The 15,329-nt window shown below is 56.6% G+C and carries 15 protein-coding genes; 6 read left to right on the top strand and 9 right to left on the bottom strand.

Annotated elements, in window-relative coordinates; all coding sequences use genetic code 11:
- Positions 1 to 3: 3 nt before the first annotated feature.
- The 9 genes from Q0932_RS08080 to Q0932_RS08120 form a co-directional block, all read right to left on the bottom strand.
- The gene (locus Q0932_RS08080) at positions 4 to 489 is read right to left on the bottom strand and encodes an AsnC family transcriptional regulator (RefSeq protein ID WP_299351196.1); all 486 of its coding nucleotides are present in this window, start codon (positions 487 to 489) and stop codon (positions 4 to 6) included.
- Positions 486 to 938: an Lrp/AsnC family transcriptional regulator gene (locus tag Q0932_RS08085; RefSeq protein WP_299351198.1), complete on the bottom strand. Its 453-nt coding sequence runs from the start codon at positions 936 to 938 to the stop codon at positions 486 to 488. The genes Q0932_RS08080 and Q0932_RS08085 overlap by 4 nt, the downstream gene beginning before the upstream one ends.
- The gene (locus Q0932_RS08090) at positions 935 to 1,933 is read right to left on the bottom strand and encodes an AsnC family transcriptional regulator (protein ID WP_299351200.1); all 999 of its coding nucleotides are present in this window, start codon (positions 1,931 to 1,933) and stop codon (positions 935 to 937) included. Before Q0932_RS08090 ends, Q0932_RS08085 begins: the two co-directional genes overlap by 4 nt.
- 3 nt (positions 1,934 to 1,936) lie before the next feature.
- Complete coding sequence (locus Q0932_RS08095) at positions 1,937 to 3,082, bottom strand: cytochrome D1 domain-containing protein (RefSeq protein ID WP_299351202.1); 1,146 nt, start codon at positions 3,080 to 3,082, stop codon at positions 1,937 to 1,939.
- On the bottom strand, positions 3,079 to 3,432 hold the full coding sequence (locus Q0932_RS08100; protein ID WP_299351204.1) for a cytochrome c: 354 nt from the start codon (positions 3,430 to 3,432) through the stop codon (positions 3,079 to 3,081). Before Q0932_RS08100 ends, Q0932_RS08095 begins: the two co-directional genes overlap by 4 nt.
- Complete coding sequence (gene cobA / locus Q0932_RS08105) at positions 3,425 to 4,192, bottom strand: uroporphyrinogen-III C-methyltransferase (protein WP_299351206.1); 768 nt, start codon at positions 4,190 to 4,192, stop codon at positions 3,425 to 3,427. The genes Q0932_RS08100 and cobA overlap by 8 nt, the downstream gene beginning before the upstream one ends.
- A gap of 225 nt (positions 4,193 to 4,417) precedes the next feature.
- On the bottom strand, positions 4,418 to 4,834 hold the full coding sequence (locus Q0932_RS08110) for a plastocyanin/azurin family copper-binding protein (protein ID WP_299351208.1): 417 nt from the start codon (positions 4,832 to 4,834) through the stop codon (positions 4,418 to 4,420).
- A 71-nt stretch (positions 4,835 to 4,905) separates the two neighbouring features.
- Complete coding sequence (locus Q0932_RS08115; protein ID WP_299351210.1) at positions 4,906 to 6,705, bottom strand: NapC/NirT family cytochrome c; 1,800 nt, start codon at positions 6,703 to 6,705, stop codon at positions 4,906 to 4,908.
- A 192-nt stretch (positions 6,706 to 6,897) separates the two neighbouring features.
- Complete coding sequence (locus Q0932_RS08120) at positions 6,898 to 8,574, bottom strand: cytochrome D1 domain-containing protein (RefSeq protein ID WP_299351212.1); 1,677 nt, start codon at positions 8,572 to 8,574, stop codon at positions 6,898 to 6,900.
- A 261-nt stretch (positions 8,575 to 8,835) separates the two neighbouring features.
- On the opposite strand from Q0932_RS08120, the gene Q0932_RS08125 reads away from it, so the two are divergent.
- The 6 genes from Q0932_RS08125 (at position 8,836) to Q0932_RS08150 (ending at position 15,328) form a co-directional block, all read left to right on the top strand.
- On the top strand, positions 8,836 to 10,026 hold the full coding sequence (locus Q0932_RS08125; protein ID WP_299351213.1) for an NnrS family protein: 1,191 nt from the start codon (positions 8,836 to 8,838) through the stop codon (positions 10,024 to 10,026).
- 156 nt (positions 10,027 to 10,182) lie between these two features.
- Positions 10,183 to 10,635, top strand: coding sequence for a cytochrome c (locus tag Q0932_RS08130; protein ID WP_299351215.1), 453 nt, complete (start codon positions 10,183 to 10,185; stop codon positions 10,633 to 10,635).
- A 13-nt stretch (positions 10,636 to 10,648) separates the two neighbouring features.
- A complete protein-coding gene (locus Q0932_RS08135) occupies positions 10,649 to 12,016 on the top strand; it encodes a cbb3-type cytochrome c oxidase subunit I (protein ID WP_299351217.1) in 1,368 nt (455 codons plus the stop codon).
- On the top strand, positions 12,016 to 12,834 hold the full coding sequence (locus tag Q0932_RS08140; protein WP_299351218.1) for a CbbQ/NirQ/NorQ/GpvN family protein: 819 nt from the start codon (positions 12,016 to 12,018) through the stop codon (positions 12,832 to 12,834). Before Q0932_RS08135 ends, Q0932_RS08140 begins: the two co-directional genes overlap by 1 nt.
- An 8-nt stretch (positions 12,835 to 12,842) precedes the next feature.
- Positions 12,843 to 14,780 carry a VWA domain-containing protein gene (locus tag Q0932_RS08145; protein WP_299351220.1) on the top strand — a complete coding sequence of 646 codons (1,938 nt, stop codon included), beginning with the start codon at positions 12,843 to 12,845 and terminating at the stop codon, positions 14,778 to 14,780.
- A complete protein-coding gene (locus Q0932_RS08150) occupies positions 14,777 to 15,328 on the top strand; it encodes a cytochrome c oxidase subunit 3 (protein ID WP_299351222.1) in 552 nt (183 codons plus the stop codon). Before Q0932_RS08145 ends, Q0932_RS08150 begins: the two co-directional genes overlap by 4 nt.
- The last annotated feature ends 1 nt before the right edge of the window (position 15,329 follow it).

Below are 15,329 nucleotides of genomic sequence, written 5' to 3' on the forward strand. Positions count from 1 at the left end.
GGATTACCCCCGCTTGCGGAGCCGCAGCCCCGTTTTCTTCAGGATTCGAGTCGAAACCAGAACGTCACTGGCCCGCAACGCGTCGCCAAGGATATCTTTGATCCGTGCGCGCTTTTCCTCGACCTCTTCACGGGATGATCCGTGGACCATGGCAAAAAGGTTATAAGGCCATTCGGGCAGGGCGCGCGGGCGCTCGTAGCAATGGGTGACAAACGGCAGCGCACCGATCAGCGCACCAAGCTCTGTGATCTGGTCGTCAGCAACATCCCAGACGGTCATGCCGTTGGCCGTCATGCCCAGTTTGTAGTGGTTTGGTGCCGCGGCAATCCGGCGGATCACGCCAGAAGCTTTCATCGCGGCGAGCCGTTCGGTTAGAGCGTCTTCGGGCAGGTTCAACTGTTCGGCCACCGCCGCATAAGGGGCGGGCACAAGTGGCAGCCCCGCTTGCAGCGCTTCGATGATTTGGCGATCTGTGGCATCCAGTGTCATGCAGCAACCCGAAACCCGATATAGAACTCTTGCAGTTTTGGAAAACAATGGACCGTCAGCCCGGTTTCCCGCTCAATCGCGTCAGCCGTATTGGGGATGCCCTCGGGCTTTTCCGTTGCCAGAACAAACCACATGTTCAGCCTGTGCGCGCGCTCATAATTATGCGCAACCTCGGCGTGGGCATTGACTTTGGTTAATACGTCATCGAATTTCTCGGCCGGAACAGCCATAGCGCAGAGACAAAAGGCGCCCCCCATGGCCGCGGCATCAAAAAACGGGCCAAAACGGGTGAGATACCCGTTTTCTTTCAATGCGTTGATCCGTGTCAGCACATCGGTTTCACTCAGCCCAACCTGGTCCGCAATCGCCTCAAACGGGCGATGTTCTAGCCCCAGATCATTTTGCAGAATATTGATGAGATCACGGTCGATCTGGTCAAGCTCACTCATGCTGCCACCTCGGGTTTGGCTGCGATCATCGCGCCGGTCTGTTTGAAACAGCGGGTCGAAAACAACGCTTTGTGTGGAACCCCTTTGAGCTCGGGTAAACTAGCGGCATTGGCAAGATGCTTCAGAGCCTCAAGACGGCTGCGGGCATGGATCATCGAGTACAAACGATACGGCCACATTCCGGCAACGGGGCGGCGCTCATAACAGAGCGTTACACCGGGTTGGTCAGCGAGAACCGGGCCAGCCCTGGTGATCCGGTCCGAGGGAAGGTCCCAGACCACCATTGCATTGGCGCGCCATCCAAGGGCGCGGTGGCGCACAATCACGCCAAAACGAGAGATGATGCCTGCGTCTATCAGGGACTGAACGCGCGCCAGAACCTCGTCTTCCTGACGCCCCAACCTCGCAGAAAGAACTGCGAAAGGTGATGCGACAATCGGCAGACCTTGGGTCAGGGCTTGCAACAGTTCTGAGTCTCCGGGGCGCAGTGCCTCGAGGTTCACAATGCGTGGTGTGGGGGGAATGCCCGGGGCATCGCCGCCATTCAGACGGAACCCCAGATCAACGTTGAAAGGGCGCTCGAGCCGCAAATCCATCACACGAAGCCCGCTTTGGGCCTCAATGCGGGTTAGTGTGCTATCGACAAATGCCCGATCGGGACCCGTGGCAACGAACCAAAGGTTCCAGTGATCTTCACGCTCATAAGAGTGGTTCACGCCTGGCTGTGCACCGATCAATGCTGCAACTTCCTCGAGCCTTTCGGCAGGTGCGGCAACGGCCGCCAACGTGCTGGCCGAAACTGTATTGGGTGCGCAGGTTGCCCCGACCCGTGTGATACGGCCGCTTTTACGCATCCGCTCAAGGCGTTCGATGACCTCGTCTTCTTCGATCTCCAACTGGGCGGCGAGGTCAGCAAAGGGCTGGGGCACGATGGGAAAGTCACGTTGCCATTTGTCCAGCAGATGGCGGTCAATCGGATCAGCGACGTTCTTCATTGCTCAAAGCCCCGTTCTGTGCGCGCGCGCTGTGAAAAAGATGCCCGAGGGGCTATCTGCGTCAATTTCGCGAATTTTTTCAAAGGTATGCGTGTCGTAGATCACGACTTTTCCGGCATCCCGAACGCTGATCCAGACTTCGTGACCGCGGGGTGTGAACTCCATGTGCAGCACGGCTGGGCCGGGTTTGAACTCGTGGATGATCTCTTTGGAAACCGAATCGATTACTTGGATGGTGTCGTTCAGCGGGTGAGCAAAGTTAACCCAAACATGCCGCCCATCCGGGCGCGCCATGGCAAAGACCGGTTGACCATATGTCTGGGTGCGGCCAGTTTCCGTCAGCGTATTGCCATCGATCCACAGAACTTCGTGGTGACCAACGGCGGGCAAGACAAATTCCGCGCCTGTGTGCGCCCAGCCTTCGAGGTGGGGCATTTTGTAGACCGGCATTTCCTTTTGCCCACGCCCATAATTTGGCAAGACACGGATTGGTTGTGGATTCTCGTCCCACAGGTCCAAAGCCGTCAGGCCGTCTTCACCGAACAGGCCGGTAATATAGGTGCGTCCATTGGATGTGATCAGCGCGTCATAAGGGTTATCGCCCATGTTGGGAATTTTGGTGATGTTCGGTGTGTCTCCGGACATATCGGCAATCCAGGTTTCACCGGTGTCCCACATGGTAAAGACGAACCGGCGGCCCGGCGCGTCGACGAGACCGATGGTTTTGCTGTCGGTGGGGATGTCCAGAACCATCTCCAGCGTGTCGGCGTCAAAGATCCGCACGCCACCGGGTTCATAGTTGGACACGGCAACCAGTTTACCATCATCCGAGATGGCACCACCAATTGCATTGCCTGCCTGAATGACGCGGTTCGCAATGGTACGCGTGACGATGTCGACCTTGGTGAGTCCGCCGTCACGGCCAAAAACATATGCAAAACGCTCATCCGGGCTATAGACGAGGGATGCGTGGCTGAGATCTCCTAGGCCTTCGATCCGGGCTAGAGCCGCGCGGTCGGATTGGTCAACCAACAGAACGGTCCCATTGGCGCGTTCAATAATTAGACCAAGGTCACCAGTGGCAGTAGGTTCCGCTATAGCTGTTGAGACAAAGAGCGCAGCCGCGAGGGTGAGGGCGAGCGATTTCATTCGGTGATCTCCGGATTTAGCAGGTAGCGCGCGACCCATTCGGCTTCTTCTTCGCTCATGAGCGGACGCCAAGGGGGCATTGCTGTGTCGGGCATACCGTCAAGAATGATGGTTTTTAGGCCTTCGACTTCGTAGTGGCTGATGGTGTCCGCCCGCAGGTCAGGCCCAAGCCCACCTTTGAGCGTCAACCCGTGGCAGGACCCGCAATCCTGATGCACCAAACGCTTTAGCGCCTGTGGATCAAGGGTTTCTGACGCAAGTGACGCGGTGGCGGCCACAAGTGCTGCTGCAAAGACAGCGCGGCCCAGCAAGCCAGAGGTCGGTTGGGATTTTTGTTTCAGGTCAGCCATTTGCACTCACCGCTTCCACGGCAAGGTCATGTGGGTTTTCGGCATAAAGCGAAACAACCTTGCCTATGATGAACAGGGTAGGGGCCTCCAGACCAGAGTCGCGAGCATCTTGTGCGACGCGACCGATGGTCGAGACCATGCGCGTTTCCTCAGGTGAGGTTGCGCGTGACACCGCCATAACCGGGGTGCTGGAAGACAAACCTTCGGTCATCAGCCCCACGGCAATCTTACCGATGTTTGAGACGCCCATATAAATCACAACCGTGGTGTCGGGATCCGCGAGGCGTTTCCAATCCAAATCAAGGGTTTTACCGGCCTGGCGGTGGCCGGTGACATATTGAACGCTGGTGGCCAGGCCGCGGTGGGTCAATGGCACGCCAGTTGAACAAGATGCGCCCTGTGCGGCTGTGATGCCGGGGGCGTAGACGACCTCAATACCGCGTTCGATCAAATAGGCTGCCTCTTCCGAGCCGCGCCCGAAGATCATGGGATCGCCACCTTTTAGGCGGGCAACCTTGCGGCCCATCATCGCCTGTTCATGCAGGATTTCGTTGATGCGGTCCTGAGTCACCAGATGGTTCTTGGGGCATTTCCCAACGGCAATCAGCTCTGCCTGATCGGGGCACAAAGCCATGATTTCATCCGAGACCAGACGGTCGTAGACCACAACATCGGCGTCTTTCAACATGCGCAAGGCGCGCAATGTCAAAAGATCCGGGTCACCGGGGCCTGCTCCTATCAAAAACACTTTACCGGTCATGGGAAATCTCACTTGCTGTCTGATGGATATTTGGCTGGAGCTGACCACACATGGATAGCTGGCCCTCGGCTCGCGGGGCGCAGCACCTGTCGGGTGAAAACCGTGCTGGGGAATCCTTGCGTCTCATGAGCAGAGATTGCCCCGTCGCAAAGATCGTTGCCTTGACAAAAGTTAAGGCGCGCCAGATTTTGACGCGCCTTTTATTTTTAGAATAATTCTAGAGAGTTAGGGTTCAACCGTTACCATGCCAATCATGTTTTGGGTTTCCCAGTGTGGACCGCATAGATAGTCCTGAGGACCAGGTTCAAGAAACGTGAATTCAATGACTTCTTCGGGAAACGCGCGGTCGGATTCAGGCTGGCCAGAGCCCTTGACCAGAACGCTGTGGCTGGTGCGTTTGTCGACATTGACCCAGCGCACGGTGGTGCCAACCGGAACAGTGATTTCAGCAGGGCAGAAATTGTATTTGTACATGGTGACAACAGTCACGCCCTCGGCCTCGGTCGACGCCGTTCCAAAGATCTCTACATAGCGTTCTTCGGCTTCTGCACAGAGCGCGGTTTGGTCTTCGTCACCTGCAAATGCGGGCAGGGCCAGCACAGCCGGAACCAATAGGGCGGGAAGGAATGAAGTTCTAATCATATCAGGGACCTTTCTACCAAAAGAATACGGCGGCCGACAGGATCGGCCGCCGCAAATGTCATAGAACTGACTTACTGACCGGTGACATTGATCTGGGCGTCAGCGCTGTCCAGAGCCATTGTCGTGTTCAGTGTCACGTGGTGGAACCGCGCATCGGCAAAGTCATCATGGATCGCAAAGCCAACCGTATAGGTCTTGCCTGCTTCCAGCGCGACATCACCGACCCCTCCGGCCAAGGGACGCGAGAAGACAATCGTCCACATCCCGGCTGAAAGCGTGGCCTCAGAGGCAAATGCGCCTTCGTTGTTCACCCGGTTCTCCAGAAGATAGCCATTTTCACCGCTACCATCAGCATAGACACGCATCAGGTCCATAAAGGTTCCATCCGCGAGATACTGCGCGATTTCGTCTTCGCTCTTCAGCTGATCCCAGCCACCCTGAGCCTTACCACGGCGGCCTTTGACTTCAACCTTGGTCCGGCTTTCGGTGAGATACTTGGTGATCGTACCTTCTGCTTGCAGGCGTGCGGCCACATCTCCATTGGCAGCAATGGCTTCAGCACCTGGATCAAACGGCATGTAGGTATTGTCCGCGTGACAGGTGGCCCAGCAACCGGCCTGTTCGCCCATTTCGATACCGTTGCCGGTGATCATCATTGCGACTTTGATCTGGTTGTCGGGATCCATCTTGCCGCCGTCCACGAAGGGTGCCGGCGAATGTGGCGTGTCTGGCCATTGCATGCGCACATAAAGGTTTTCACCGTCATGGGCCGCTTGCACGGTTGCAGCAATTGTGCCGCGCTTGCCGGGGATCGGGGTCGGCTCAAGCTCGTCCTCTTTGCCACCACCACCTGCGGCGATTTTAGTGCCGATGGCATCCAATTCCGCTGCGTGGCAAGTGGTGCAGGCGTCACCGCCTTTGGTCAAAGGACGGGCGCCGCCGTGCTGCTTGCCGTTTTGCACAAACTCGAATGATGCCTGACCCGGATAGAACAGGGTCATGTCAGCTTCGGGCACAGCGGCCCAATCGACATTTGGTGCAACCGTACCAGCGGCGCTGGCAGCTGCCGGGGCAGTGCCCGCGGCTTTGGCTTGCTCTTCAGCCACAGCCGCTTCAACCGCCGAGGCGATCTGTGCCTGCAAGGCCTCTTGCTGTGCTTTGGCGGCAGCCTTGGTCGCAGCGGCTTCTTCGGCCTCAATCGCCTCAATCTTGGCAAGACTTTCCAGATAGGCCTGCGGCACGTCACGCATAAACTTGGGGTTCGGCGCTTCCAGAGCTTCCAGATATTCCTCGTCCGCGCGATCACGCAGATCCGAGTGTGCAATACCCTTGTGGCAATCGATACAGGTCTGACCCGCTTTCATCGCGTTCAAGTGTTGTGCACGCGCACGCGGCTTTTGGAACTCGGGCAGCATGGAATCAAAGTGGTGACAGTTCCGGCATTCTACCGAGTCCGTCTTTTTCATCCGCTCCCATTCGTTCATCGCGAGTTGCAAGCGGTGCTTGTCGAACTTCTCAGGCGTGCTGATTTTGCCTGTGAGTTTGCCCCAGACCTCTTTCGAGGCCTTGATCTTGCGGATGATCTTATGCGTCCAGTCCTTGGGCACGTGGCAGTCAGAACAAACGGCGCCAACGCCGGATCTGTTCACGTCGTGAATGGTGCCCTTATACTCTTCGTACACATAGTCATTCATCTCGTGACACGAGATACAAAACTGTTTGGTGTTTGTGGCTTCCATTGCGGTGTTGAATCCGCCCCAGAAGATAATACCGGCGACAAAGGCCACCAGGACGCCTCCGATCGGCATGCCCCAGAGGACATAACGCCGCCAGAGGGGCTTTTTCTTTTCCGCTTCATTGGTCTGGGTCATCTCCAGGCTCCGTTTGGCTTATGTATTGCCTTGTTGTTCAAGGCTTTAGGTTTTTGGATTGTGAGGAGCGGGGGGCAATTTCCGGGTCTTCTTCGTTGGCCGGGTTGTCCCCCGGTCGCCACAATCCGGCACCGCGTTGAAAAGAAGGGCGGGCGCTGGGCCCGCCCTTCTAGAGGTCTATGATGTCAAACCTTAGGTGACGTGGTTCGAACGGTTGTAGACGTTGAACTTACCGGTCGGAGCATACAGCCCTTTGACACGACCGATTTCTTCAAGAGTCTTGGCGTCGTAGATCACCATTTCACCATTTGGCTCTTTCGAAGTCGCACGGTTCCATTTCGAAACCCAAACTTCGGTGCCGTCTTTGTTGAACTCGAAGTGAACAGCAACGTTGCCTTCTTCTTCAGTGATCTGGATCGTTTTCACGATTTCGCCGGTCTCTTTCGAGATGACTTGAACAGATTGCTGAACTTCAACTTCTGGGTGCTTTGTTTGGTCAGCCCAGTAGTAGTCCGAATTCGGGTGAGTCCGGATGAAGAGGCCTGCGCCGTCAGTTTCGACTTCGTAGCAGGTTTTCCATGCTTGATCAGGATGACCTTCTGGATCGTTACCCCAAACAGTTACAGTACCTTCACCAAGGTGAGTTGTACCGGCAACGGGGCCACAGTTAGGATCGTCCCAGTTCGCGCCGGGGCCGGGGTGCGGCAGCGGTGCGGTGTCGATCATGGCTTCCAGCTTGCGCTCTTTGGTGTCGACAACAACCATTTTGTTCGATGCGTTTGCAGCGATCTGGAAGTAACGACCTGTTGGGTCAAAGAACCCATCGTGCAGGAATTTTGCCGAGTTGATCTTGTCGATCCGCAGGTTGTCGAGATCCGAATAGTCAACTTGCCACAGTTGGCCAAGTTCTTTTACGGCTACGATCCAGCTGGTCTCATTAGGTGTTGTGTAGATGGCGGCCACACGGGCTTCTTCTACATAGTCACCGTCAACGTTCACACCACGTGTCGAAACAACTTTCAGTGGTTCCATGGTCATCGCGTCAACGATGGCGAAGTGTGGAGGCCAGTAAGCGCCACCGATGACATATTTACCGTCGCCGGAAACTGCCACGTCGCGGGCGTCATAGCCAATCGAGACTTCCGAAACCAACATCTTGTCTGGGGTTTGCCAGAGGTCGATTTTGGTCATCTTGCCGTCGCGACCCATGGTGTACCAGAAGCGGCCAGGGTTCTCAGGCTCGGTGACTTTGTGGTGCTCAGACGCTTTCAGAACGTGCACAGCATATCCTGTTGGGATGTGTGCCAGAACTTCTTTGGTGTCGCCGTCGATGACAGCTACTTTACCTACGTCACGCTCGATGACGACGAAGAAGTTTTCCCAGTTGCGGCCATGCAGTGGCTCGGTTGGGTAGTCAGCTTCTTCAACATAGACCTTGCGGGTCTCTTTCATCTGAGCCAGCGACATTTCTGGTGGTTTTGGCGGATCCATCTGGATGTAGGTCGCCATGTCTTTGATTTCTTGCTCGGTCATAATGTCCGAGAAGTTGTTCATCCCGCCTTCGGTTCCCCAGGCGATGATTTTTTCAAGGCGTTCCTGACCCAGTTTCAGGGTGCCAGATTCGGTTACAGTACCGTCTGCGTTCTTGCTCTTAACGACAGGCTCAAGGCTTTTGCCGGTAGCGCCTTTACGCAGAACGCCGTGGCAACCTGCGCAGCGTTCAAAGTACAGCTGTTTGGACGCTTCGAAGGCTTCCTCACTCAAAGAGGGGCCTTCCGCGAGCGCGGGCGCGGCTGCCGAGCCAAGCAGGAGTGCGAATCCGACTCCTAGTGCCCGACGAGATTTTTTGTAGGTGATTCCAAGCGACATGATCACTCTCCGTTTGCTGGTGAGGCAAGGGCGATATGATGGTCTTTCCCGATTCTGTTCCTTGACTTTCGTTAACTGCTCTCGCGATTTCGTGAAGTTCACTGCCGAAAATGCCTGCCAGCCTTTGACAAATGTTAAGTTCACAAGTTCACGGGACTCTATTGTGTGTGCAAAGGGCGCGCGTGATCTGGCGAGTATTGTCGTCATTGCGCGCCCTTGATCCGGATCACCTAAGATCCAAAACATGGCGGAGGTCATACCGTGACGGTACTCAAGAGGGTTTTCGGAGAAGGCTTTCGCATCTTTTTCCTCAGTGCGGGCATATACGGTGTTTTGACTGGTAGCGTTTGGGCCTTGTGGTTGATGGCGCAGGATGGGTCCGGTTGGGATCCATTGGTCGCCGCCAATCCGCAGATGTGGCACGCCCACGAGATGATCTTTGGCTACGCAACGGCTGCGCTGGGCGGTTTCTTCCTGACGGCAGTTCCTAATTGGACAAATACGCCCGCGGCACGAATAAACTATCTGACACTCGCCGCTTTGCTGTGGTTGATCGGTCGTGTGGCGATGTGGTTTTCGGGCCTCATCCCTGCCGGCGCGCTCGCGGTTTGTGATCTGGCCTTTGTTCCGGTTTTGGGCGTGAAAATCGCGTCGCAGCTGGTTAAGCGCCCCAAACCGCAAAACATGATGTTCCTGGCGATACTCTTGCTGCTTTGGGCCAGCAATCTGATGGTTCATCTGGACCGGATGGGCGCGATCGAGGATGGCGAATCCGCAGGGCTGCGCGGTGGCCTATTCTCACTTTGTGCGATGATTGCAATTCTGGGTGGGCGGATCACACCGGCCTTTACCCGAAATGCCATGAAGCGCGAGGGTGAACCCGAAAATCGCTGGCCAATGTCTTACAAACCTGTCGAGCGTGCGACAGTTGTCTTGGCGCTGGCATTGCCTGCTCTTGTGATCGCGCAAACGCCCGAAGCCTTGCCTGCCGTGGTAGCCATTGGCCTCGGCCTGCTTCAGGGCGCCAGGCTGCTGTCATGGCGTGGGGCATGGACACTGCGCCAACCGATTCTTTTTGCGCTGCACCTTGGTCTTGGCATGTTGGGCCTTGGGTTGTGTCTTTGGGGGCTCGCCGGGCTCGGGCTTGGGGATGAGGTCGCGGCCCTTCATCTTGTTGGAATTGGTGGCGTGGGCGGTATGACATTGGCTGTGATGAGTCGGGCTTCGCTCGGACATTCCGGACGCCCCCTGACGGCACCGCGTCCGGTGGCACTGGCCTATGGATTGCTGGCACTTACGGCAATTCTGCGCTGGTGGGGTGCTGGGTTGGAGGGAGACTCCTACCTGCCAGTTATGGCCCTAGTGTCCATCCTCTGGAGCCTCACTTTCCTGCTGTATCTGGTTGCCCTGTGGCCGACATGGTTGCTCCCGAAGCAACGCGGCGAGACCTAGCCCAATCCCCTTGTTTTTAGCGCTTCTCGCCCCAATTTTCGGGGCGTTTTGCGTTTGAAACCCGCTTTCCCACCCTTGCTTGACTTTGGTTAAGGAAGATCGGCGGTCTTCTGCCGATAACAGGTGCACTATTAACCTGGCGCAAAGGAGAGCCCAATGCGCGAAGTCATGACAAAAAGCATGGCCCGAAATATTTTCTATGGCGGGTCCCTGTTCTTCATCATTATCTTCCTGGGACTATCGTTCCACTCACATCGCTATATCGTCACAACCTCGACCAACGCGGAGACCCTCACTGAAGAGGTCGCTCTGGGTAAACGGGTTTGGGAAGATAAGGCGTGTATCAACTGTCATACGCTTATGGGCGAAGGCGCGTACTTTGCTCCTGAACTCGTGAACGTCATGACCCGCTGGGGCGTTGAAGACGACCCAGAGGGCGCTTTCGACACTCTGAAAGGCTGGATGGAAGCTCAGCCCACAGGCATCGAAGGCCGCCGCCAAATGCCCAACTTCAATCTTAGTGACGAAGAAATCCGTCACCTGGCCGAATTCTTCCTGTGGATCAACACGATCGATACTCAGGATTGGCCGCCGAATGATGCGGGTTAAGGAGGTCTGAACAATGAAATATAAATCTCAAAAAATCGCTCTGGTCTATTTTGCAGTCGCAATGGGCCTGTTCGCGATCCAGGTTCTGGGCGGTCTCTTGGCTGGCTGGATCTACGTTTCTCCGAACTTCGTGTCTGAACTTCTTCCGTTCAACATCGTTCGGATGCTTCACACCAACTCGCTGATCGTCTGGTTGCTCTTGGGCTTCTTTGGCGCAGCATATTTCCTGATCCCGGAAGAGTCCGAGCGGGAAATTCACAGCGAAAAGCTCGCCTATCTCCAACTGGCCATTCTGGTTCTGGGGACCCTCGGCGTGGTTGTCACCTATGTGTTCAACCTGTTCGAAGGTCACTGGCTGCTTGGTAAAGAGGGCCGCGAGTTCATCGAGCAACCCAAGTGGGTCAAAGCAGGTATCGTCGTTGCCGCGCTGATCTTCCTCTACAACGTCTCCATGACGGTTCTGCAGGGTAAGAAAACCGCGATCACCAACATCCTGCTCTTGGGTCTCTGGGGTCTGGCCCTGCTGTTCCTGTTCGCGTTCTACAACCCGCACAACCTGGCGCTCGACAAAATGTACTGGTGGTACATCGTGCACCTGTGGGTGGAAGGCACATGGGAATTGGTTATGGCCTCAATCCTGGCCTATCTGATGCTCAAGCTGACTGGTGTGGACCGCGAGGTCGTCGAGAAATGGCTCTATGTCATCGTCGCTGCTGCCCTGTTCTCGGGCATCCTCGGCACCGGCCACCACTACTACTATATCGGCACCCCCGGTTACTGGCAGTGGATCGGCTCGATCTTCTCGTCGCTCGAAGTTGTTCCGTTCTTTGCCATGATGGCCTTTGCCTTTGTCATGGTCTGGAAAGGGCGTCGTGACCACCCGAACAAAGCAGCTCTGCTGTGGTCGCTCGGTTGCGGTACGCTGGCCTTCTTTGGCGCAGGCGTCTGGGGCTTCCTGCACACTCTGCATGGCGTGAACTACTACACTCACGGTACTCAGATCACCGCTGCTCACGGCCACTTGGCCTTCTACGGAGCCTATGTCTGTCTGAACCTTGCGATCATCAGCTACGCACTTCCAGTGCTGCGCAACCGTGATCCCTACAACCAGGTTCTCAACATGGTGTCCTTCTGGATGATGACTTCGGGTATGGTCTTCATGACCTTCGTTCTGACCTTTGCTGGCACCGTGCAAACGCACATGCAGCGTGTTCTGGGCGAATACTTCATGGACGTACAAGACTCGGTTGCCATCTTCTACTGGATGCGTTTCGGCGCTGGCGCCGTGGTTGTTCTTGGTGCGATCCTGTTCATCTACGCGATGGCAGTACCGCGCAAAGAAATCATCGAAGCCGGCTCGGCTGAGACTCCTGCGGAGTGATGAAAATGGATGGTTCAATGAACCCCGAACTGAAGGGGGCGGCATCCGCCCCCTTCTATCTCGCCCAAAGCGACGAATGCGATGTGTTCGAAGCTGCCTCATCCAATAACCTGCCGGTGCTTCTGAAAGGACCAACCGGTTGTGGTAAGACCCGCTTTGTTGCCCACATGGCCGCAAAACTGGGCCGTCCCCTCTATACAGTTGCCTGCCATGATGACTTGGCGGCTGCTGACCTGATCGGGCGTTATCTGCTGAAAGGTGGAGAAACTGTCTGGGTCGACGGACCGCTGACCCGCGCTGTGCGCGAAGGGGCGATCTGTTATCTCGACGAAGTGGTCGAAGCACGCAAGGACGTGACTGTGGTGTTGCACCCGCTCACCGATGATCGCCGCCTCCTGCCCATCGATCGCACTGGCGAAGAACTTGAGGCTGCACCCGGTTTCATGCTCGTCGCGTCGTATAACCCTGGATACCAGAATATCCTTAAAACGCTGAAACCATCGACACGTCAGCGTTTCATCTCGGTCGAATTCGATTTCCCCGCACCCAATCTCGAGGAAAAAGTTGTCGCCGAAGAAAGTGGTCTGGACATTGAGCGGGTGAAACCACTCGTGCGTCTGGCCAACAAATTGCGCGGCCTTAAGGGGCAGGATCTGGAAGAGGGGGTTTCTACCCGGCTCGTGGTCTATGCCGCCACCTTGATTGCGCAAGGCATGTCCGTTGATCGCGCCGTGCGCGCGGCGATGGTCGAACCGCTGACTGATGACGAGGACATCAAACGCGGCCTCTTCGATCTTGTCACTGCTGTCTTTGGGTGAGGCCGGTAATGGCTAGGATCGAGTTTGAGCCATGGGAACCCGAAGAAACGGTCGGGAAACTGTGGCACAATTTTGCCAGTCGTCTTGATGCGCCACAAGCGCATGATGAGGCCGGAGTCGACCTTACTGAGGTTGGCGGGCGACTGGCAGTTCTTTTCCGGGGATTGGGGGGCAGTTCCAGCGTGGAATTGCGCCCCGTCTCCGACGAAGTTTCCCATCACCGCCTAAGCTGGCGCCGCCGCCTTGCGACCGAGGTCGAGGCGATGCCGCGCACCAGCTTTGACGGTGAAATTCTGCGCCTGCCATCGCGACTGGCCGTGTTGCCAAGCCGCGAAGCCAATGGCGCGATGTATGTTTGGCTGGCCGCCTCGGCCGCTCACGCTCCCGACCGGATTGACGAAGACGACGCCTTGCACGCAGACCTGCGGGCCCTGGCCGCTTCGCATCGCATGGTTCAGGCCACGTTGGAAGACGCGCCAGGCTTGGGCGAGCTTTATGCCGCTCTTTGTCAGGGTATCCTGCACTATCGTGCTGAATTGGACCTGCCCGAGGACGAGGCAGCTGTTGAGGCCATTATTCGCCATCTCTTGGGCGAAGACCTGCCCGGATTTGCCAAGCCTTATTGGGACGCGATGCAGTCCGGTGAGATGGGTGATCTGGATGCGCCACGCAGTTATCAGACCTATCGACCCGTGCCACTTTGGCCCGAGTTGCGTCCGGTACAGTTCTCCGAAGGCCACGAGGTCGAGAACCGTGAAACCGAAGGCACGCCGGAAGAAGGCGACACCAACGAAAAAACTCACCGTGCTCGCCGCCGCAAGTCGGATCAGGCAGAGCGGACAGACAGTTTCATCCTGCATAAGTTTGAGGCCATTCTCAGCTGGGCTGAGTTCCTGAACCTGAACCGCCGCGTGGACGATGATGATCCGGACAATGCAAAGAAAGCCGCTGACGATCAGGACGAGATTGGCTTGGGACAAATCTCCAAAGCTCCGCCAACCAAACTAAAGCTGCACCTTGACCTCGCACCCGAAGACGTCGACCGCGAACGCCTGTCAGGTAAAGTCATGTATCCCGAATGGGATGTGCGTTCGGGTCAATACCTGCAAGACCATGTGTGTGTGCTGACCAGCGATGCCGAAGCACTCGAAGAAAACATGGCCTATGCGCAGGACCCTGCGGCAGCACGCCGAATTCGCGCGGTGAAACGCCAGTTCGAGGCACTGCGTCCGGGCCGTATCACAACGCGTGGCCATTTGGATGGCGACGCCTTGGACATGGACGCCGCGGTGCGCTCGCAGGTTGATCGGATTGCCGACGGCGAAGGCTCAGACCGTGTCTGGCTTCAATCCCGCCCAGAGGCCCGTGATCTGGCGGTGTCAATCCTGTTGGATGTCAGCCGATCTACGGAAAGTGCGGTCTGCGGACGCGCCGTAATCGATATTGAACGCGAAGCCTTGGATGCCTTGGCATGGGGGCTGAATGCCTGTGGCGATGATTTCGCCATTCATGCTTTCAGCTCACTCAAGCGCGACCGGGTCTATATCCAGAAATGCAAAGGCTTTGATGAGCCGATGAGCCATCTGGTTGAGCAGAAAATCGGCTCGTTGCGCCCCGGGTTCTACACCCGGTTGGGTGCTGCGATCCGCCATGTGTCTGCCGACTTGTCCGAGCAGACACGTAAACGTCGCCTGCTTTTGGTGATCACGGATGGCAAACCCAACGATCTGGACCACTACGAAGGTCGTCACGGCATCGAAGACACTGCAATGGCCGTGCGCGAGGCGCGCCGAGCCGGGCATTCGGTCTACGGCGTCACCGTGGATCGTGACGGAAAGTCATGGTTTGCCCGCATGTTTGGGCAGGGGGCCTTTTCCATCGTGGCCGACCCGGACAAGCTGATCTACGCACTTCCGCAAATCTATAGGCAGTTGGTCACGGGATGAGCACACAGCCTTCCTTGCTGGATGAAGTTCCCGGCGAGTTGATGATGTGGGTTCTCATCGTCAGCGAACTCTTGGTGTTCGGGGCCGGCCTTGCCGTGTTCTTGAGCGTGCGTCTGACCGATCCGACCATGTTTGCCGAGTCTCAGGACTATTTGCACCGCACAGGCGCTGCGCTGAACACCATCGTATTGGTCACCAGCGGTTTTCTCGCCGCCCGTGCGTTACATTGGCGCGAAACAGCGGACCGTTTCAAAGCGCGTGTCGCCCTGATCGCGGCTGCCGCACTTGGCGCGGTCTTTCTGGTCATCAAGGGCATGGAGTACGCGGATAAGGCGGCACAGGGCATAGGCCCGGAAACAAACGCTTTTTTCACCTTTTACTACCTGCTCACCGGGTTCCATGCTGCGCATGTCGTGGCAGGGATTGTGATCCTGATGCTCGTCGCGTGGAAGGATGAGCCGCGCAATATCGAAACCGGCGCGCAGTTCTGGCACATGGTCGACCTTGTGTGGGTGCTGTTGTTCCCAGTTGTTTATCTATTGGGGTGAT

The organism is uncultured Shimia sp. (assembly GCF_947498095.1).
Taxonomy (GTDB): domain Bacteria; phylum Pseudomonadota; class Alphaproteobacteria; order Rhodobacterales; family Rhodobacteraceae; genus Shimia.